Annotated in this window: 18 protein-coding genes; 10 read left to right on the forward strand and 8 right to left on the reverse strand. The window is 58.3% G+C overall.

All coding sequences use genetic code 11. The features are described from left to right. Positions 1-104 precede the first annotated feature (104 nt). The 4 genes from yiiM to fdhD form a co-directional block, all read right to left on the reverse strand. The gene (yiiM, locus tag M2406_RS22140) at positions 105-776 is read right to left on the reverse strand and encodes a 6-hydroxyaminopurine reductase (RefSeq protein WP_012004552.1); all 672 of its coding nucleotides are present in this window, start codon (positions 774-776) and stop codon (positions 105-107) included. Between the two features lie 93 nt (positions 777-869). Beyond that, positions 870-2,798 carry a methyl-accepting chemotaxis protein gene (locus M2406_RS22145; protein ID WP_259191391.1) on the reverse strand — a complete coding sequence of 643 codons (1,929 nt, stop codon included), beginning with the start codon at positions 2,796-2,798 and terminating at the stop codon, positions 870-872. Between the two features lie 127 nt (positions 2,799-2,925). Beyond that, a complete protein-coding gene (gene sodA / locus M2406_RS22150; RefSeq protein ID WP_012004554.1) occupies positions 2,926-3,546 on the reverse strand; it encodes a superoxide dismutase [Mn] in 621 nt (206 codons plus the stop codon). 127 nt (positions 3,547-3,673) lie between these two features. Continuing rightward, entirely contained in the window at positions 3,674-4,483 is an 810-nt protein-coding gene (gene fdhD, locus M2406_RS22155) for a formate dehydrogenase accessory sulfurtransferase FdhD (RefSeq protein ID WP_240780391.1), read from the reverse strand. A 171-nt stretch (positions 4,484-4,654) separates the two neighbouring features. Here fdhD and fdnG point away from each other — a divergent pair, with 171 nt between their 5' ends. The 9 genes from fdnG to M2406_RS22200 all read left to right on the forward strand — a co-directional run bounded on the left by fdnG (position 4,655) and on the right by M2406_RS22200 (position 15,231). Then, on the forward strand, positions 4,655-7,702 hold the full coding sequence (fdnG, locus tag M2406_RS22160; RefSeq protein ID WP_115183484.1) for a formate dehydrogenase-N subunit alpha: 3,048 nt from the start codon (positions 4,655-4,657) through the stop codon (positions 7,700-7,702). A 12-nt stretch (positions 7,703-7,714) separates the two neighbouring features. Further along, complete coding sequence (fdxH, locus tag M2406_RS22165; RefSeq protein WP_012004558.1) at positions 7,715-8,614, forward strand: formate dehydrogenase subunit beta; 900 nt, start codon at positions 7,715-7,717, stop codon at positions 8,612-8,614. After that, positions 8,611-9,246, forward strand: a complete 636-nt coding sequence (fdoI, locus tag M2406_RS22170; protein ID WP_012004559.1) for a formate dehydrogenase cytochrome b556 subunit — start codon at positions 8,611-8,613, stop codon at positions 9,244-9,246. Before fdxH ends, fdoI begins: the two co-directional genes overlap by 4 nt. Continuing rightward, the gene (gene fdhE, locus M2406_RS22175; RefSeq protein ID WP_017891178.1) at positions 9,246-10,175 is read left to right on the forward strand and encodes a formate dehydrogenase accessory protein FdhE; all 930 of its coding nucleotides are present in this window, start codon (positions 9,246-9,248) and stop codon (positions 10,173-10,175) included. The genes fdoI and fdhE overlap by 1 nt, the downstream gene beginning before the upstream one ends. 139 nt (positions 10,176-10,314) lie before the next feature. After that, complete coding sequence (locus M2406_RS22180; RefSeq protein ID WP_017891179.1) at positions 10,315-10,962, forward strand: DcrB-related protein; 648 nt, start codon at positions 10,315-10,317, stop codon at positions 10,960-10,962. Between the two features lie 34 nt (positions 10,963-10,996). Next, the gene (locus M2406_RS22185; protein ID WP_012004562.1) at positions 10,997-11,602 is read left to right on the forward strand and encodes a glutathione S-transferase; all 606 of its coding nucleotides are present in this window, start codon (positions 10,997-10,999) and stop codon (positions 11,600-11,602) included. A gap of 67 nt (positions 11,603-11,669) precedes the next feature. Next, the gene (gene selA / locus M2406_RS22190) at positions 11,670-13,061 is read left to right on the forward strand and encodes an L-seryl-tRNA(Sec) selenium transferase (protein WP_259191396.1); all 1,392 of its coding nucleotides are present in this window, start codon (positions 11,670-11,672) and stop codon (positions 13,059-13,061) included. Further along, complete coding sequence (selB, locus tag M2406_RS22195; protein WP_259191397.1) at positions 13,058-14,905, forward strand: selenocysteine-specific translation elongation factor; 1,848 nt, start codon at positions 13,058-13,060, stop codon at positions 14,903-14,905. The genes selA and selB overlap by 4 nt, the downstream gene beginning before the upstream one ends. 143 nt (positions 14,906-15,048) lie before the next feature. After that, positions 15,049-15,231, forward strand: a complete 183-nt coding sequence (locus M2406_RS22200) for a hypothetical protein (protein WP_126501188.1) — start codon at positions 15,049-15,051, stop codon at positions 15,229-15,231. 65 nt (positions 15,232-15,296) lie between these two features. Here the strand turns inward: M2406_RS22200 and M2406_RS22205 are convergent, their stop codons facing one another. Next, positions 15,297-16,544 carry an MFS transporter gene (locus M2406_RS22205; protein WP_012004565.1) on the reverse strand — a complete coding sequence of 416 codons (1,248 nt, stop codon included), beginning with the start codon at positions 16,542-16,544 and terminating at the stop codon, positions 15,297-15,299. Positions 16,545-16,762: 218 nt separating this feature from the next. Here M2406_RS22205 and M2406_RS22210 point away from each other — a divergent pair, with 218 nt between their 5' ends. Further along, entirely contained in the window at positions 16,763-17,755 is a 993-nt protein-coding gene (locus M2406_RS22210) for an acyltransferase (protein WP_012004566.1), read from the forward strand. Here M2406_RS22210 and M2406_RS22215 read toward each other — a convergent pair. From M2406_RS22215 to M2406_RS22225, 3 genes are all read right to left on the reverse strand, one after another. Next, positions 17,750-18,673: a GlxA family transcriptional regulator gene (locus tag M2406_RS22215; RefSeq protein WP_259191398.1), complete on the reverse strand. Its 924-nt coding sequence runs from the start codon at positions 18,671-18,673 to the stop codon at positions 17,750-17,752. The two genes, M2406_RS22210 and M2406_RS22215, sit on opposite strands and share 6 nt — an antisense overlap. Before the next feature lie 2 nt (positions 18,674-18,675). Continuing rightward, positions 18,676-19,227 (reverse strand): cysteine hydrolase family protein, encoded by a 552-nt coding sequence (locus M2406_RS22220; protein ID WP_012004568.1) that lies wholly within the window; start codon positions 19,225-19,227, stop codon positions 18,676-18,678. 100 nt (positions 19,228-19,327) lie between these two features. Next, positions 19,328-20,722, reverse strand: a complete 1,395-nt coding sequence (locus tag M2406_RS22225) for an amidohydrolase family protein (protein ID WP_017891186.1) — start codon at positions 20,720-20,722, stop codon at positions 19,328-19,330. Positions 20,723-20,749 lie beyond the last annotated feature (27 nt).

Raw genomic sequence — 20,749 nt, forward strand, 5'->3', positions numbered from 1 at the left:
CTGCCTGAATGAGGTTGCCGGAACGACCGACGCTGAACAGTATAGGCCGGTGAAAATGTTTAGCGCTGTAGTTAGCGCCAGGTTTTATTTTCAACCGGTCTATTTTAGCGGCCCAGCAGGCGGCGATTAAAGTCTTCGATCCGGCCTTCGCTGATGCGCGTCAGCATGGTTTTACTCCAGCTGGCAGACAGCCCGGCCACCGCCAACAGGCGGCGATACTGCTCTTCATCAAACGGCATATGCCAGGCGATGCCGATGGCCTCGGCGACCGAGACGTCGCTATTGCGCGTTGCCAGTTCCAGCGGACGATCGCCGCTGACCTTACCGGCGGACACTACGCGGTACAGCCAACCGCAGCGGCCGCTTTGCTGCATCAGCACCGAAATGTCGTCGATATCGAAATGGTAATTGAGCTTGAAGCAGGGAGAGCGCGGCTGGGTGACCTGGATCAGCGCTTCGCCCCAGCGGAAGATATCGCCCATAAACACGTTATGTTCGGTCAGCCCGAGGGTAGAAATATTTTCACCGAAGGCCGGCGCGCAGAACTGTTCCGCCTGCGCCGGGAACTGTTCGCGCCAGTGCTCGTAATGTTCACGGGGGTAGTGACACAGCGCGCGATCAGGCCCACCGTGATAACTTTTCTCCGCTTGTTCGTCGCCTTCCAGGCCGAGCGGAGTCAGTTTGACGATCCCATCCACCAGGCGCTTGGCGATGCCGCTGGGCCGTCCGCCTTCGTAGGGTTGGATAGTGCCGATGTAAACCTCTGGGTGATGCATATGCGCCTCCTTGTCTCGCGTCGAAGGCCCAGCATAGCCCGAGTTGGCAGCGGGGAACAATAACCCGCCCGAGAGGTTTCGGGCGGGAGAGGGTCAGAAGGTGGTCCAGTTGTCTTGCTCGGCGGTTTGGGTGGCCGGTTGTTTGCCGATCGGGGCTTTGGCCGCGACGGCTTTCGCGGCGGCAGGCACAGAATGCTCCGCCAGGCGGAATACTGAAACGCTCTGCAGCAGCATTTCTGCCTGTTCTTCCAGCGAGTCGGCGGCGGCGGCGGATTCTTCCACCAGTGCGGCGTTCTGCTGGGTGGTGTGGTCCATTTCGACAATCGCCTGGCCGATCTGGGCGATACCCCGAGTCTGTTCGTCGGAGGCCGCGGCAATTTCCGCCATGATGTCACGCACGTGGGTGACCGACAGGACGATCTGCTCCATGGTATTGCCGGTGTTTTCCACCAGTGTGGTGCCGGTTTGTACCCGGTTGACCGACTCGGCAATCAGCCCTTCGATCTCTTTTGCTGCCTGGGCACTGCGCTGCGCCAGATTGCGCACCTCGCTGGCGACCACCGAGAAGCCACGGCCCTGTTCGCCGGCACGCGCAGCTTCCACTGCCGCATTCAGCGCCAGAATGTTGGTCTGGAAGGCAATGCCGTTGATCAAGGTGGTAATTTCGGCGATCCGCTGCGAACTGCTGGAAATATCGCGCATGGTACTGACCACGCTTTCCACCAGTTTGCCGCCCTGCTGGGCCGTCTGCGAGGCATCGGTAGACAACTGATTGGCATGATGGGCGTTTTCGGCGTTTTGCTTCACCGTGGCGGTCAGTTGTTCCATGCTGGCGGCAGTTTCTTCCACTGCAGCGGCCTGCTGTTCGGTGCGTGAGGACAAATCGGTGTTACCGGCGGCAATCTCGGCGGCGGCGGTGGACACCTGGCTGACGCCCATCTGGATTTTTTCAATCATATCGCGCAGGTTCTGGCTCATGGCCGCCACGGCGTTCAATAACTGGCCCAGTTCGTCGCGGCGGGTACTGGTCTGCGCCTGACGCAGATCGCCACTGGCGATGCGTTCCGCCAGCGCCAGCGTGCTTTGCAGCGGTCGGGTTATTTGCAGCGTGATGCGCCAGGCAACCAGTAATCCGGCGATAATGGCGATCAGCGTGGTGATACCCATCTGCAACTGCGCCGAATTGATGTCGTTATGGGTTTGCGTCAGTTCGTCCTGCATAAAGGCATTAACCAGCGTGCCGACTTCTTGCGCACTGTTGCCCAGCAACTGACTGACCGCTTGTTCCTGCTGATAAGCCGGCAGGTAGGCTTCGATACGGTTTTTGTAGTCGTCTAGTGCGGTCAGCAGGGGTTGCAGCAAGGGGCGTTGAGCATCGCTGAGTCGCCGACTGAGCGCATTGGCCGCGCTGCGGGCATCGTCAATGGCCGCCACCAGCGGGGCTTCGGACTCCGCGCTCAGGCTCAGCAACAGGCCGCGAGCACCGTAGCGCACCAGGGTCAGCTTTTGGTTCAGCTGGATAAAGGCCAGTTGCAGGTCAGCATTGGTGATTTGCCGCTCCACCTGGTTCAGGCTGTCCTGCACTTCCGACATGTTCCAGCTTTGGCGTACGGCATCTTTTGCCGCCACCGCCTTTTCGAAGGCGTTTTGCTGCTGCTGGTATTGGCCAATCAGCCCGACCAAACGCTGCAGATCTTTCCGGCTCTGCGTATCCCAGTTCAGTTCTTGGCCCTGGTTGATCAGCTTGACCGCGTTTTCGATATTGGTGCGGTTATTTTTCAGGTATTCCGATTTGTAGGTTTGGCCGAATAGCGCACGGTTGTATTTGGCCTGATTGATCTCGTCGTTCAGCCGGTTGCTGAAATCGATGCGGTTGGCGCGAGATTCGATGATATTCAGATACTGGGCGCCGGTACCGGCGATGATCGCCGTCAGCAACAGCATCAGGCCAAATCCGAGGCCGAGCTTTTTACCCACGGTGAGATGAACGAACTTTCCTGCCAAGGTTTTCAATGCCGCCATAATGATTTTCCTTTCCTTCGGGCGAACGTCAATTGAACAAACCATCGGCAAAGAACGGTCAAACTTTAGCGAATTTTGGTCAAAAAAATACCCGCATCAAGCGGGTATCTTCATTTCTGGGGGCGAATTACTTCTTCGCAGCGAAGCGTGCTGCCGCTTCATCCCAGTTAACCACGTTCCAGAATGCCTTGATGTAGTCTGGACGTTTGTTTTGATATTTCAGGTAGTAAGCGTGTTCCCACACGTCCAGGCCCACGATTGGGAAGCCTGAAGCGCCGGCAACGGCTTCGCCCATCAGCGGGCTGTCCTGGTTAGCAGTAGACACTACAGCCAGTTTGTCGCCTTTCAGTACCAGCCAGGCCCAACCTGAACCGAAGCGGGTCGCTGCGGCTTTCTCGAACTCTTCCTGGAATTTCTCAACGCTGCCGAAATCACGTTCGATAGCCGCTTTCAGATCGCCACCCAGAGTGGTGCCGATTTTCAGGCCTTTCCAGAACAGGCTGTGGTTAGCGTGGCCGCCGGCGTTGTTACGCATGAAAGTGCGCTTGTCAGCAGGCACTTTATCCAGATCCTGGATCAGGTCTTCAACGCTGTATTGAGCCAGTTCTGGGTAAGCTTCCAGCACGGTGTTGGCGTTGTTAACGTAAGTCTGGTGATGTTTGGTGTGATGGATTTCCATCGTCTGCTTGTCGAAATGCGGTTCCAGTGCGTCGTAGGCGTACGGCAGGGATGGCAGTGAGTAACTCATGATCATCATCTCCAATGGTATAGGGGCGGCGCATTATGTGAGCACCGCGTAAGCAGTCGGATCATTATAGTTATTTAAATGATATTGAAAATGATTATCAATGCCCTACTTATATTGTGGTCTTTGGTTAATCCACAATGCGTTGCGGGTGAGTAAACACCGTGGCACGGCCGGGTTTGCTGAAGCCGACCAGCGTCAGGTTGCTGCGCTCGGCGATTTCCACTGCCAGTGAGGTGGCGGCAGATACCACAAACAGGATCTCGACGCCGCACATGGCGGATTTTTGCACCATTTCATAGCTGGCGCGGCTGGAAGTTAATACCGCACCCTGCTGCCAGCCCTGTTTGGCGCGTACGCCGAGCAGCTTGTCCAGGGCGACATGACGGCCCACATCTTCACACCCGCCGAGTAATTCCCCTTGTGGCGACAACCAGGCGGCGGCATGGGTGCAACCGGTCAGTTGCCCAACTTCCTGCACTTCTCGCAGTTGTTTCAATGCAGAGTCAAGATTGGTGAGGGAAAAGGTCTGGGTAAACGGCAGTGCAGGCAGCGGGCGAAAAATATCTGCCAACTGCTCGATACCGCACACGCCACAGCCGGTGCGGCCCGCCATGGCACGGCGGCGCTCTTTCAAACCGGCAAAGCGACGGCTGGAAAGCTCAATTTGCACCTCCAGTCCGTTACAAGTTTGGTTAATCTCTATACTGTAAATATCGCGCGGTGACTCGATGATGCCTTCAGACAGGGAAAAACCCAGGGCGAACGCCTCCAGATCTTTGGGGGTGCACATCATCACCACGTGAGAAATGCCGTTATAGACCAGTGCGACCGGGACTTCTTCCGCCAGCCAATCCTGCTGTGCGGTGGCGAGTTGTCCGCGTTGATACACCTGGGACCGGGTCACCCCTGTGAGCAAGGTCTCATTGATATCATTGATATGTTGGTCTGGGTTTATATTGTTCACTTAAGTGGCACCTGTTTGTAACAACCACATATACGCTGTGGTAATATTGCCGCGTAAAAACAACAGTAATTTTAGCGCTTCCCGCTTCCAGGGGGAAAGCGCCATTTGAAACAATGTGACAATCGCAAGTGAAAGGAGACCCCCATGCAGGTCAGCAGAAGGCAGTTCTTTAAGATCTGCGCTGGCGGTATGGCAGGGACGACGGTGGCTGCTCTGGGCTTTGCCCCGGAAGTGGCGTTAGCGGAAACCCGGCAGTACAAACTGCTGCGCGCCCGTGAAACCCGTAATACCTGTACGTATTGTTCCGTCGGCTGTGGGCTGTTGATGTACAGCCTTGGTGATGGCGCCAAAAACGCCAAAGAAAGCATTTTCCACATTGAAGGCGACCCGGATCACCCGGTCAACCGCGGCGCGCTTTGCCCGAAAGGCGCAGGTTTGGTCGACTTCATCCACAGTGCCAGCCGTCTCCAGTATCCGGAGTACCGCGCGCCAGGTTCCGACAAGTGGCAGCGCCTGAGCTGGGACGACGCCTTCACCCGCATCGCCAAGCTGATGAAGGAAGACCGTGACGCCAACTTCGTTAAAACTAACGAACAGGGCGTGACCGTCAACCGCTGGCTGAGCACCGGCATGCTGTGTGCCTCCGCTTCCAGTAACGAAACCGGTTATTTAACCCAAAAATTTAGTCGCGCTCTCGGCATGCTTGCCGTAGACAACCAAGCACGTGTCTGACACGGACCAACGGTAGCAAGTCTTGCTCCAACATTTGGTCGCGGTGCGATGACCAACCACTGGGTTGATATCAAGAACGCGAATCTGATTATCGTCATGGGCGGTAATGCGGCGGAAGCGCATCCGGTGGGGTTCCGCTGGGCGATGGAAGCCAAAATACACAATAAAGCCAAGCTGATCGTCATCGATCCGCGCTTTACCCGTACCGCATCGGTGGCGGATTTCTACACGCCGATCCGTTCCGGGACCGACATTGCCTTCCTGTCGGGCGTGTTGCTGTACCTGATGACCAACGACAAGATTAACCGCGAATACGTCCACGCCTATACCAACGCCAGCCTGCTGGTGCGGGAAGACTTTACCTTTGAAGACGGCCTGTTCAGCGGTTATGACGCGGAAAACCGCAAGTACGATAAAACCACCTGGAACTATCAGTTCGATGAAAACGGCTTTGCCAAGCGCGATCTGACGCTGCAGGACCCGCGTTGCGTGTGGAACCTGCTGAAACAGCACGTCAGCCGCTATACGCCGGAAGTGGTGAACAATATCTGCGGTACGCCGACCGAAGACTTCATCAAGGTCTGTGAATACATCGCCGAAACCTGCGTGGCGGATAAAACCGCGTCGTTCCTGTACGCCCTGGGCTGGACTCAGCACTCGGTTGGCTCGCAGAACATCCGCACCATGGCGATGATCCAGCTGTTGCTCGGAAACATGGGCATGGCGGGTGGCGGCGTCAACGCGTTGCGTGGCCACTCCAACATTCAGGGTCTGACCGACCTGGGCCTGCTGTCGCAGAGCCTGCCGGGCTATATGACGCTGCCGTCGGAGAAACAGACCGATATCGACACCTACCTGAAAGCCAATACGCCGAAGGCGTTGCTGCCGGGCCAGGTGAACTACTGGAGCAACTACCCGAAATTCTTCGTCAGCATGATGAAGAGCTTCTACGGCGATAAGGCGCAGAAGGACAACGGTTGGGGCTTTGACTGGTTGCCGAAGTGGGACAAAGGCTACGACGTGCTGCAGTACTTCGAGCTGATGTCGCAAGGCAAGGTCAACGGTTACTTCTGCCAGGGCTTCAACCCGGTGGCGTCGTTCCCGAACAAGAACAAGGTGGTGGCCTCACTGTCAAAACTGAAGTTCCTGGTGACCATTGATCCGCTCAATACCGAAACCTCCAACTTCTGGCAGAACCACGGCGAGTTCAACGACGTCGATCCGTCGAAGATTCAGACCGAGGTATTCCGCCTGCCGTCTAGCTGTTTCGCCGAAGAGAACGGTTCGATCGTGAACTCTGGGCGCTGGCTGCAATGGCACTGGAAAGGGGCTGATGCCCCAGGCGAGGCTAAGCACGACGGGGAAATCCTGGCGGGCATCTTCATCCGTCTGCGTGAGATGTATGCGCGTGACGGCGGTGCAGTACCGGAGCAGGTACTGAACATGACCTGGGATTACCTGACACCGGAAGATCCTGCTTCGGAAGAAGTGGCGATGGAAAGCAACGGTAAGGCGCTGGCGGACGTTCTCGACGCCGACGGCAAAGTGCTGGCGAAAAAAGGTGAGCAGCTCAGCACCTTTGCCCACCTGCGTGACGACGGCACGACGGCCAGCGGCTGTTGGATCTTCGCCGGTAGCTGGACACAGGCCGGTAACCAGATGGCGCGGCGCGATAACGCCGATCCGTCCGGCCTCGGCAATACGCTGGGTTGGGCCTGGGCCTGGCCGCTCAACCGCCGCATTCTGTATAACCGTGCTTCCGCTGACCCGCAGGGCAAGCCCTGGGATCCAAAACGTCAGTTGCTGGAATGGGACGGCACCAAGTGGGGCGGGGTGGATATCCCGGACTACAGCGCCGCCGCACCGGGCAGCGACGTGGGGCCATTCATCATGCAACCGGAAGGCATGGGCCGTCTGTTTGCCACCGATAAAATGGCCGAAGGGCCGTTCCCGGAACACTACGAGCCGTTTGAAACGCCGCTCGGTACCAACCCGCTGCACCCGAACGTGGTTTCCAACCCGGCGGCAAGGGTGTTCAAGGACGATCTGGCGGCGATGGGCACTTCCGACAAGTTCCCGTATGTCGGGACGACTTACCGGTTGACCGAGCATTTCCACTACTGGACCAAGCACGCGATACTCAACGCCATCGCGCAGCCGGAACAGTTTGTGGAGATTGGCGAGAAACTGGCGGCGAAAAAAGGCATTCAGCATGGCGATACGGTGAAGGTCAGCTCCAACCGCGGCTTTATCAAGGCCAAGGCGGTGGTGACCAAACGTATCCGCACCCTGCAGGTGAACGGCCAGGACGTCGACACCATAGGTATCCCGATCCACTGGGGTTACGAAGGGGTGGCGAAGAAAGGCTTTATTGCCAACACGCTGACGCCGTTTGTCGGTGATGCCAATACGCAAACGCCAGAGTTCAAGGCGTTCCTGGTCAACGTGGAAAAGGTGTAACGGAGACGAATTATGGCAATGCAATCTCAGGACATCATTCGTAAATCCGCCACCAATGGTTTCACGCCGGCGCCGCGCGCCCGTGACCACCAGGAGGAAGTGGCCAAACTGATCGATGTCACCACCTGTATCGGCTGCAAGGCCTGTCAGGTGGCCTGTTCCGAATGGAACGACATCCGCGATGAAATCGGCAGCAACGTCGGGGTGTACGATAACCCCGCCGATCTGACCGCCAAGTCGTGGACGGTGATGCGCTTTTCCGAGGTGGAGGAAAACGGCAAGCTGGAGTGGCTGATCCGCAAGGACGGCTGCATGCACTGCGCCGATCCGGGCTGCCTGAAGGCCTGCCCGTCGGAAGGGGCCATCATCCAGTACGCCAACGGCATCGTCGATTTCCAGTCCGAACACTGCATCGGCTGCGGTTACTGCATCGCCGGTTGCCCGTTCGATGTGCCGCGCATGAACAAGGACGACAACCGGGTGTACAAGTGCACCCTGTGTGTCGATCGGGTTGATGTCGGCCAGGAACCGGCCTGTGTGAAGACCTGTCCGACCGGGGCCATCCATTTCGGCACCAAGGACGCCATGAAGGAAATCGCCGCCGAGCGCGTCAGCGAGCTGAACACTCGTGGTTATCAGAACGCCGGTCTGTACGATCCGGCGGGCGTGGGCGGCACCCACGTGATGTATGTGCTGCACCATGCCGACAAGCCGCAGCTGTATCACGGTTTGCCGGATAACCCGACCATCAGCCCGGCAATCACGTTCTGGAAAGGCGTGTGGAAACCCCTGGCGGCCATCGGCTTTGCCGCCACCTTTGCAGCGAGCGTGTTCCACTATGTCGGCGTCGGTCCTAACCGCGTCGAAGAGGAAGACCACGACGAGCTGCACGATGAGGAGACGCGCAAATGAAGAAGGAAAAGCGTATTCAGCGCTACAGCGCGCCGGAGCGGATTAACCACTGGATTGTGGCGTTCTGCTTTGTGTTCGCCGCCATTAGCGGGCTGGGGTTCTTTTTCCCCTCCTTCAACTGGTTGATGAACATTCTCGGCACGCCGCAGTTGGCGCGTATTCTGCACCCCTTCGTTGGGGTGATTATGTTTGCGGCCTTCCTGCTGATGTTCCTGCGCTACTGGAAGCATAACCTGATTAACCGCGAAGACATCGTCTGGGCCAAAAACATCCAAAAAATCGTCATGAACGAGGAAGTGGGTGACACCGGGCGTTATAATTTCGGTCAGAAGTGCGTATTCTGGGCGGCAATCATTAGTCTGGTGCTGTTGCTGGCCAGCGGTGTGGTGATCTGGCGGCCGTACTTTGCGCCGTCCTTCCCGATACCGCTGATCCGTATCGCGTTGCTGGTGCATTCGCTGGCGGCGGTGGGGCTTATCATTGTGATTATGGTGCATATTTACGCCGCGTTGTGGGTAAAAGGCACCATTACCGCGATGGTGGAAGGCTGGGTGCCGGCGGCCTGGGCTAAAAAACATCACCCGCGTTGGTACCGAGAGGTCCGCGAGAAACAACAGGAAGACAAACCCTGATGAGCATCCGCATTGTTCCTAAAGAGCAGTTAGGGGCACAGCGTGAGAAGTCCACAACGGCGGAAACCATCCCGCCGTTACTTTTCGCGAATCTGAAAAGCCTTTACAGCCGCCGTGCTGAACGCCTGCGCAAGCTGGCGACCGACAACCCGTTGGGCGACTACCTGAACTTCGCCGCACAACTGGCCGAGGCGCAGCATCACGCGCTGCACGACAACCCGCTGACGTTGGATCTGACCGAAGCGTTGCAGCAGGGCGCAGCCAGCGGCAAACCACCGCTGGATCTGAGCGTTTTTCCGCGCAGTGAACACTGGCACAAACTGCTGGCTTCGCTGATTGCCGAGTTGCGCCCGCAGGCGCCGGAACACATTCTGGCGGTGCTGGATAACCTGGAAAAGGCCTCGTCGCACGAACTGGAATTGCTGGCCGACGCCTTGCTTAACCAGGACTTCGGCAAGATTGGCAGCGAGAAAGCGCCGTTTATCTGGGCCGCGCTGTCGCTCTATTGGGCGCAGATGGCCGGTCTTATCCCCGGCAAGGCTCGCGCTGAATATGGCGAACACCGCCAGTTCTGCCCGGTGTGCGGCAGTATTCCGGTTTCCAGCGTAGTGCATATCGGCACCGTCAGCGGCCTGCGTTATTTGCACTGCAACCTGTGCGAAAGCGAATGGCACGTAGTGCGAATCAAATGCAGCAACTGCGAGCAGACTCGTGACCTCAACTACTGGTCGCTGGACAGCGAACTGGCGGCGGTGAAGGCGGAAAGTTGCGGTGACTGCGGCACTTACCTGAAGATTTTGTATCAGGAAAAAGACCCGCAGGTTGAAGCGGTTGCCGACGATCTGGCCACGCTGGTGCTCGACGCCAAAATGGAAGATGAAGGCTTTGCCCGCAGCAGCATCAACCCGTTCCTGTTCCCGGGTTCGTAATATCTGGCCGTAAGGGCTGAATATATTCGGCCCTTATCATTTATCGGATGATTAATTTCGGACTGGGCTTCTGGCATTCGCCGGGGCGACTTGCTACGTTTACGCAATGACGCGCGAAGCGAAAGGAAAGGGACTGACGATGTTGAAGACCATTGCGAAATTTACGGCGGTTGCCGTATTGGCCATCGGACTGGCGGCCTGTGACAACAAGGACGACACCAAACCGGAAGTGCCAAAACCGGATACCAAACCGGTCGTCACGCAGCCTGCACCGCCACCGCCGGTGGTGGAGACAAAACCCGCACCGCCTCCGGGCCTGAAAGTCTCGATGCAAAAGGGCAAGATCACCTTTGAATTGCCATCGGGCTTTAGCGATCAGACCGAGAACAGCGGCATCATCAACGACAGCAAGTCCACCATTCAGCGCTTCCTGGACGGCAAATCGCGCCAGAGCACCGTTTCTTCCGAAGTGATCCCGCCTGACGACATGAAGCTCAACAGCAGCGATAAAATGCTCAAAGATCTGACGCAGAGCATGATTACCGAGCTGGCAGACCGTTATCAAAATATCCAGACCACCAAAGAAGAGAACTTCACCGTCGGTAAGCAGAAATTCCGCCGGGTGGACACCGAGCAGAGCATCAACGGGCAGAAGGTGGTGTCTACCATCATGCTGACGGTGCTCAACAAACGAGTGGTGACGCTGCAAATGCTGTCGCCGGCCAAAACGCCGGAGGCGCATCAGGCGCTGGTTCAGCAGATTATCGACACGCTGACGGTGAACTAATAACGCTGAGGTTTGCAAGCCGAGGGGAAGACTGATGAAGCTTATTGGCAGTTACACCAGCCCTTTTGTCCGCAAGATTTCCGTGATGCTGCTGGAAAAGGGCATCGCGTTCGAATTCGTTAACGATCCGCCGTATGAGCCGGGCAGTAGGGTGGTGGAGCTGAATCCGCTCGCCAAGGTTCCGGTGCTGGTGGCTGACGACGGCGGCGTCTTTTACGACTCGCGGGTGATCGCCGAATACCTTGAACTGCTGCCTGCCGCCCCGGCATTTTTACCCGCCGATCGCGCGGCAGCATTGAGCATACGTCAGGTGGAAGCCCTGGCAGATGGCGTGACCGAGGCCGCCGCCACGCTGTATCGCGAGAGCCAGCGGGCATCGGATAAACAGGACGAAAACTGGATCCTGCGCCAGCGCGCCAAGCTGACGCACGGGCTGGACGCGCTGGAAAAACTGGCGCAGGAAAAAACGTTACTGAATACCGAAGCGCTGACGCTGGCTGATATCGCCACCGGCTGCGCGTTGGGCTACCTCAATTTCCGTCGCATTATGCCCAACTGGTGTGTTGAACGACCGGCGTTAATCAAACTGGCCGAGCGGCTGTTTGCCCGCGAAAGTTTTGCCCGCACCTCGCCTCCCTGATGTCTCCCACCCCGCTGCGGCGGGGTTCTGCTTTATGCCGAGACCACTACATTAAAACCGAGCGACCATGAGCACTGAATCCCAGCATCTTTACAGCCAGTTACCCGCCATTGACCGCCTGCTGCGCGATACCGCTATCGAACCGCTGGTGGCGCAACATGGCCAGACGCTGATTAGCGAGCTACTGCGCCAACTGCAATTACAGGCGCGTGAGACCATTAAACAACATCAACGGTTGCCTGACTGGTGTGCTGACTGGCCGCAGGCGCTTGGCGTCAGGCTGGCACAACAGCAGCGCCCGTCGTTGGCACCGGTATTCAATCTAAGCGGTACCGTGTTGCACACCAATCTCGGCCGGGCTCTGCTGGCGCAACCGGCGATAGAGGCGGTGACGCGTTCGATGGGCGCGGCGGTGACGCTGGAATACGATCTCGATGGTGCCGGTCGTGGGCATCGCGATCGCGCCGTTGCGGATTTACTGTGCCAACTGACCGGCGCGGAAGACGCCTGCATCGTCAATAACAATGCGGCCGCGGTATTGCTGATGCTGGCGGCGATCGCCCCCGGCAAGCAAGTGGTGGTGTCGCGCGGTGAGCTGGTGGAAATTGGCGGCGCGTTCCGTATTCCCGACGTGATGCGTCAGGCGGGCTGCCAGTTGGTCGAAGTAGGCACCACCAACCGCACCCATCTGAAAGACTACCGTAACGCGATTAACGATCAGACCGGGTTGTTGATGAAGGTGCATACCAGCAACTACAGCATTCAGGGCTTTACCGCCGCGGTGGACGAAGCCGAACTGGCGCAGCTCGGTGCCGAACACGGCCTGCCGACCGCCACCGATCTGGGCAGCGGCTCGCTGATTGATATGGCGCAGTACGGCCTGCCGGCCGAACCTATGCCGCAGCGGCTGCTGGCTGCCGGTGTTGATCTGGTGACCTTCTCCGGTGACAAACTGTTGGGCGGCCCACAGGCCGGCATCATCGTCGGTAAAAAGGCGCTGATTGCCAGGTTGCAGCAGCATCCTTTAAAGCGCGCGCTGCGCGTCGGCAAACTGACGCTGGCGGCGCTGGAGGCCACCTTACGTCTCTATCAACAACCCGAACTGCTGGGGCAGCAGTTGCCGACGTTGCGGCTGCTGACACGTCCACAACAGGCGATGCAGGATGCCGCCGAGCGACTGTTACAGGTGCTGACGCCGCAGTTTACCGGGCATTTCCAGTTGCGTGCCGAGCCGTGCTGGTCGCAGATCGGTAGCGGTTCATTGCCGGTGGATCGGCTGCCCAGCTATGCATTGACCTTTACGCCGCAGGACGGCCGTGGCGCAACGCTGGAAGCATTGGCGGAACGCTGGCGCGCTCTGCCGCAGCCGGTGATTGGCCGGATTAACGACGGCAGGCTGTGGCTGGATCTACGCTGTCTGGAGCAGGAAGACGCATTGATTGAGGCGCTGAGCGCATGATTATCGCTACCGCCGGTCATGTCGATCATGGCAAAACCACCCTGCTGCAGGCGATCACCGGGATCAACGCCGATCGCCTGCCGGAGGAGAAACGCCGCGGCATGACCCTGGATCTGGGCTATGCCTACTGGCCGCAGCCCGATGGCCGGGTGCTGGGCTTTATCGACGTGCCCGGTCATGAAAAATTCCTCGCCAATATGCTGGCAGGCGTCGGCGGCATCGACCATGCGCTGGTGGTGGTGGCCTGTGACGACGGCGTGATGGCGCAAACCCGCGAGCACCTGGCGATACTGCGGTTGAGCGGCCGGCCGGCGCTGACGGTGGCGCTGACCAAGGCCGATCGGGTGGATGAAGCCCGCATTGAAGAAGTACGACGTCAGCTAAGTGACGAGCTGGCGCGCCAGGGTTGGCATCAGGTGCCCATGTTCGTCACTGCGACGCTACAGGCGCGGGGAATCGACGCGCTGCGCGCGCATCTGCTGGCGTTGCAGCCTGACGAACATGCGTTAACCCGTCGCTTCCGTCTGGCGGTGGATCGCGCGTTCAGCGTTAAAGGCGCGGGTCTGGTGGTGACAGGTACTGCGCTGGGTGGGCAGGTGGCGGTGGGTGACTCGCTGTGGCTGACCGGTGCCGATACCCCGGTGCGGGTACGAGGCCTGCACGCGCAGAACCAACCGGTTGAGCAGGCGCAGGCCGGGCAGCGTATCGCACTGAATATCAGTGGTGACGTCAGTAAAGAACAGGTGGCGCGCGGTGACTGGCTGCTGGCGCAAAAGCCGCTGGCCGCTGCCGAGCGCATTTTGGTCGCACTGGATGCTGACCAACCGATCAAACACTGGCAACCGCTGCATCTGCATCATGCCGCCAGCCATATCACCGGGCGAGTTTCGCTGCTCAATGAGGGGTTGGCAGAGCTGATCCTCGATCGTCCACTCTGGCTGGCGGAAAACGATCGGCTGGTGCTACGTGATATTGGCGCTCGCCAAACGCTGGGGGGCGCCAGAGTGCTGAGTTTGACCACCCCGAAGCGAGGCAAGCGTCAACCTGAGTATCTGGCCTGGCTGGCGGCGCTGGCAAAGGCCGACGATGGCCGGCAGGTGCTGGCGTTGCATCTGCCTAATGGCGCACTGGATCTGGCCGCCTTTGCCTGGGCCCGACAACTGACGGCAGGCGAACTGGCAGCATTGCTGGTGGGCCGTGAGTTGCTGATTGCCGGCGATATGGCGCTGGCGCAAGATAATGTGCAGCAGGGCCAACAGCGTCTGCTACAGGTATTGGCCGACTACCACCAACAGCATAGCGATCAGCTCGGTCTGGGGCGGGCGCGGCTGCGGCGCATGGCACTGCCTCAGCTTGCTGAGCCGCTGGTATTTATGATGATCGATCGGCTGCTGGCCGAGGGATTGATAAACAATACCCGGGGTTGGTTGCACCTGCCGGAACACGGCCTGGCGTTCAGTGCTGAAGAACTGGCCCTGTGGGAAATTATCGAGCCGCGGTTTGGCGATGAAGCCTGGTGGGTTCGCGATTTGGCGACCGAACTGGGCGAAGACGAGGCCCGGATACGGGCGACATTGCGTAAAGCGGCACAGTTGGGGCATGTCACGGCGGTAGTGGTGGATCGTTACTACTTAAGCCAACGCATTGAACAGTTCGCTGCACTGATCCGTGAGCTTGATGTGGAGCAGGGCAGCACCAATGCCGCCGATTTTCGTGACCGGCTCGGCGTGGGTCGCAAGCTGGCGATCCAGGTGCTGGAGTTCTTCGACCGCAGCGGCTTCACCCGCCGCAAGGGCAACCAGCACCTGCTGCGCGACAGTGGGTTGTATACCCGTCATACTTGAAGCTGCCTCTGTGTTGGCTGCGAGCACTCACCCCAGTCACTTACTTGAGTAAGCTCCTGGGGACTCATGCTCTTGCCGCCTTGATGCAACTCCAATTATTTTGGGTATCTTACGTTTTTTGGTTTAGGGACGAGGCGATCAGGATGAATATTAATACTTTTCTGCTAGTTGCAAAAAATAACGTAGGGACTGACAAAACTGTTCGAGAGGAAGAACAGCGACGTTTGACGCTAGAGGCACTTAATGATGTAGAACAGCTGAATATTATCAGCCATGAGGAAGTGCAAGCATGGGCGATAAATTTGGATGCTGACAAACGGAGTTGAGGGTGTTGAATCCAATGCAAACTTTACAGCACGTGAGGAGATAACCTCTCCTCACGTGCTGATCATTACAATGCGGCGTTAGGCGTCGGCGTTGCGTCGCCGCTGCGGCGTTTGCTGAGGAACAGCGCCACCAGCGCCAGCCAGCACAGGCCGCTAATCAGGTTGAACAAATTGAACAACCCGCTGCCGCCCCACACGTAGGCCACTTTCGCCAGTTCTATGCCGACGGTGAACACCATCATGCTCAGCATGCCCATGGTGGCGGAAACCGTGCCTTTGCTGACGGAGCTTGAGAACAGCGTCAGGCGGTACAGCCCGGCGTTGGCCAGCCCGATACCGTAGGCGTACAGGCTCAGACCGGCGGTCATCCACAGGTAGGCGTGGGTCGAGAACAGGGTAGCCAGCGCCGCGATCAACAGCCCCAGCATCATTGGCCCTGCACCCAGTTTGATCAGCCGTTGTACGCTGTTTTTACCGGTCAAACGCGCCAGCGTCAGGTTGCCGAGGATCAGCGCACCGAACACCGGAATTTGCAGCAGGCCGTAATCGAGCGTCGACAGCGACTCGCCGCTGATCAGGATCACCGGTGATTGGGCAATCCAGGCCAGCAGTGGCAGGCTGGCGAAGCCAATGGCCAGCGCCCCGCAGACAAAACGACGGTTGGACAGCACCTGGCGATAGTCACGCCACAGGTTGGCGGCCGAGAGTTTCTCACCCTGCAGCGACGCGGTTTCCGGCATCGCTTTCCACAGGCCATAGAAGGCAAAGGCCGCCAGCGCCGCGAACAGCACGAACATGCTCTGCCACGGCGCGACGTGGATCAGCGCAGCACCGGCCAATGGCCCGAGCAACGGGGCAATCAGCGCCACGTTGGCCATCAGCGCGGTGATTTTTATGCACACCGATTCCTCAAAAGATTCCTGTATCGTGGCGTAGCCGACCGCGCCGATAAAGCACAGGCCAATCCCCTGCAGGAAACGCATAAAGATAAATTGCTCGATGCTGGTCACCAGCAAAATCGCCAGGCAGGCGACGATAAAGAACGCCACACCCGCCAGCATCACCGGGCGACGACCACGGCGATCCGACAATGGCCCCAGCAGCCACTGCAGGAAAATACCGCCGGCCAGATAGGCGGTCATTGAGGTTGGCACCCACTCTTCCCCGGCGTTGAAATCTGCCACCACCGCCAGCATGCCAGGCTGGATCATATCGTTGGCGATATAGGTGGCGAACTCGAACAGCACCAGACAAAGAGGGAATAAAAGCGCCTGTCGACCCAAGCGAGCCGCAGGTGGTAATGTTGTTTTCATAGTTATCGTACTGAAAGTAAAGAATAAATAAGGAACTGTCAGGGCGGGGAACGCTATCTGAGCGAGTTGTTGCGGCTATTTTGCCGCCAATTGTTCACCTTGGCAATCATCAGGTGTTGTTTAAGCACATTCTGATATTGCCCGTCAGGGTTGCCACCCATACTTTCGCTGGTTAACCTCTTTATAACAAACGAAGATGACAATATTGCGGGCGACCTTTGAGTAATAAAATTGGCTGGATAGATAACCTGCGCGCGGTAGCGTGCATGATGGTGGTGATGATCCACGCCACCACCTATTACGTCACCAGCGGGGTGGCGGTGGGGGAACACAACTGGGATATCGCCAATGTGCTGAACTCGCTGTCACGCGTCTCGGTGCCGTTGTTTTTCATGATTTCCGGCTATCTGTTTTTCGGTGAGAAAAGCGCAGGTAAGAAACATTTCATCCGCATTGGTTGTTGCATCCTGTTCTACAGCACCATCGCGTTGATCTATATTGCGGCGTTCACCAAAATCGGCTTCTGGCCGTCGCTGCGCGGTATGTTACTCAAGCCGGTGTTCTATCACCTGTGGTTCTTCTATGCGATTGCGGTCATTTATTTGCTGTCGCCGCTGGTCAGCGTCAAGCCGGTATCGCGCCGCTATCTGGCCGGGGTGCTGGTGATCCTGGCGGTGATTGCCAACCCCAATACCAGCTCGCTGACCCTGGGTAACACGCACCTGCTACCGGTGAATCTGTATATCTACGGCGATACCTTCTATTACCTGTTGTATGCGTTGGCCGGACGGGCGATTGGCATGATGGACACCCAGGGGCGGGGCGTCAGTGGGCTGGCGGCGTTGGGATTTGTAGCCAGCGTGGCGTTGATTATCCACGGCACCAAAAGCCAGATGTTTATCAACGGCAACTTCGCCGATACCTATTACATTTACTGCGGCCCGCTGGTGTTTATCGCGGCGGTGTCTTTGGTTATCTGGTTTAAAAACTGCCTGCCGGAGCCGATTGGCTGGTTGGGCGTTTTTTCCCGCCATTCGCTGGCGATCTACGGTTTTCACGCCATTATCGTTAACTTTATGCGCAACCGGCACCTGGAACTGACCACTCATCCGTTACTGGATATCTTCTGGGTGTTTGGCGTGGCGCTGGCGCTTAGCCTGCTGCTGTCGATAGGCCTGCAGAAAATAGACACTCGACGGTTGGTGTCATAAGCCGATTGAGCCGCGCTGCTGGGCACGGCGCAGTTGGCGGCCGGAGGAAAATCCCGCGGCCAACGCCGCTTTCTCCAGCCCATAGCCTTGCTGCAGGCGCTGCTGCGCCACCGCCAGCCGTAATTGTTCATGGTACTCACGCACGCTGATGCCAACATGGCTGCGGAATAGCCGTGCCAGATGGCGGCTGCTGACATGGGCCTTTTCCGCCACCTGCGGTACTGACCATTCCGCTTCCGGCTCGGCAGCCATCACGTCTTGCGCCCGGTGCACCGCCGGGTGCAGATGGTTACGGTAGCGAAGCCAGGGTGAAAGCTGCGGGTCGTCGCCGGACCGGCGAAAATACACCACCATTTCCCGGGCAATCTCCATCGCCCGGCTAGCGCCGCATTGGCGATTAATCAGGTGCAACGCCAGATCGATCCCGGCGGTGATGCCGGCGCTGGTGTAAACGCTGCGGTCTTCAACAAAGATGCGGTTTTCTTTCACCTGCGCTGCCGGGGCCTGCTGGCGCATGCGTTCAATCACGTCGTGATGGGTGGTGCACTGGTAACCGTCGAGCAAACCGGCCTGTGCCGCCAGCAGGGCGCCGGAACAGACACAGACCAGCGTGATACGTTGCTGTTGCAGGTCGGGTTGCAGCGCGGCCAGCCAGCGGCGGGCCTGTTCGGCCGGCCCATTGGCGAAGAAATGTTGCGAATCACTGACGCCCGGCACCACTAAAATAGCGCCGTCTTCCAGCCGATCAGGCAGCGGCTGTAGCTGACTCAACGTCATGCCAACCGAGCAGGTAACCTGCGGCACTGGGCTGATGTAGTGCAGGCCGAACTGCCCGGCCAGGCGCAGGGTTTCGGCTGGGCCGCTAACGTCCAGCGACAGCACCTGGGGCAGCATCAGAAAGTAGACGGCCTGCTGCATGGTTACTCCTGTGAGAGTTGCGCCAGAGCCTCATCCACGCTGGCGATGCGGGCGAAGCGGTCGACCAGCACCGTCTCAGTATGCCGCTTGAGTTGTTCGGTGGTAAAGACTTCTCCATCGGGATGCTGCATCGGGAAAGTCAGCGTGGCCTCGGTCACGAAAGTCACCTGATAGCCGAGATCGGCCGCCACCCGGGTGGTGGTTTCACAGCACTGTTCGGTACGAATGCCGCAAATAATCAAATGCTTGATGTGTCGCTCCAGCAGCCAGGCATCCAGGCCGGATTCGGTCAGCGCGTTGTGCACCTGTTTGTGTACGGTGACATCGGCCTGATGGTCGAGGAACGGCAGGCGTTTTACCCAGCCGGACGCCAACGAAAATGGCCCCTCTGGCGATACATGAAATACATCAACCAGCGCTACGCCCTGCTGGCGGCAGCCTTCAATCAGCCGCGTCAGCGCCTGTTGGAAAGCGGGGAGATCCTGCTCTTGCCAGAATGGACGATGCTGAAATGATTGTTGAACATCGATGATCAATAACGCGCTATGTGACATTTTCGGCCCTCCGCCAATTAGGTATAACGCCATACTGAGCCGTTATCCTGCAAGGGAGAAGGCCAAAAACGGCCATCATGGTGGCATTAGCGGACCAGCATCAGGCTTTGCCAACCTGGCCGGCCACCAGCCGCCCTTGATGGAAGGTGGTGCGGCGCGTTGGCAGACGGGCTACCGCTTCGGCGGAGCAACTGGCGTCGATCAACACGAACTCCGCGCTGTCCCCGGCTTTGGGCCACACCCGTTGGCCTTTGTCATTCAGCGGCAGCACGCCGCCGGTGGAAATCGCCATGGCGCGCGACAGATGGAACTCGTCGGAACCCCGGTAGAGCTGGGCGTAAAGGTTGGCTTTTTCCAGAATATCGCCGGTGCCGAACGGTGACCAATGGTCAATGACGCTGTCGGTTCCGGTCATCACAAATACCCCTTTTTCACTGAGCTGCGGCAGTGGCATCATCAACCCGCCGATCGGCACCGTCGAGGCGATGGTGATTTGCTGCGCCGCCAGCCGGGTGGCGGTTTCCTCTAATTCATTCGGGTTCAGCGCGGTCAGGGCAAAGGCATGGCTGATGGTGACTTTGCCGCGTAGCGAAGGGTTCTTTTCTACGGTGGTAATCATGTAGTTGATGGCTGCCACCCCGGCCGGGCTGGTTTCGTGCAGGTGGATATCGACGCCTTTGCCGGTATCGAGCGCAATCTGGAACATGGCATCCAGCGACTGCTCCATCGCCCCGTCGACATTGGTCGGATCCAGCCCGCCAACGTATTGCACTCCCATCTGCATGGCTTCGCGCATCAAGCCGTCGACTTTGGAATGCAGCAGCCCGTGCTGCGGGAAGGCGACGATTTCACAGCTAAAATCTGCCCGGTGATTTTCCAGCGCGCGCTGCAGGTGTTCCAGGCTTTTCAGCCCGCTGACCGGATCGATATTGCAGTGGCTGCGCGCCACGGTGCTGCCTTTGGATTGCAGCAGGGCGATCAGGTTTTCTGCGCGCTGTTGCGAGGTGGGCAACAGTTTGGGGATTAATGTTTGTTCCAGCGCGATCATATCCATGATGGTTTTGCCCTGGCGTGGGCGCGGTGCCTGCCATGGGCCGCTGTAAAAGGTTTTATCCAGATGGATATGCATGTCGCGAAATGCCGGTAACAGTAACTGGCCCTGCGCCTGATAGCGCGGTACGCCAGCGGGGGCTGCGGCATCCTTCGGGTGGATGGCCGCAATCTTGCCGTCTTTGATTTCAAGCTGATAGAGCGCGGTGCGGGTGCCGATCACCGTATCGCCATCGTACTCGAAACCCTCTTCCAGCCGCACATCGCTGAGCCAGTAGTGGTTGTCGGTCAGGGTCATGGGCTGGGCCTCCGGTAAACAAGGGCTGCCAGTGGGGACGGCGGCCTGCGCCACGCCGCCGGTCAGGCCGATCACCGCACAGGCAGTGGTAATTTTGCCGGTTTGGCTGAGGAAAGCTCTGCGGCTTTGTTGTTGGTTTTTTTCCACGTTCAGTTCCTTAATCCAGAGGTGAAG

Origin of the sequence: Serratia sp. BIGb0163 (assembly GCF_024809935.1) — a bacterium.
GTDB classification, from domain to species: domain Bacteria; phylum Pseudomonadota; class Gammaproteobacteria; order Enterobacterales; family Enterobacteriaceae; genus Serratia; species Serratia quinivorans.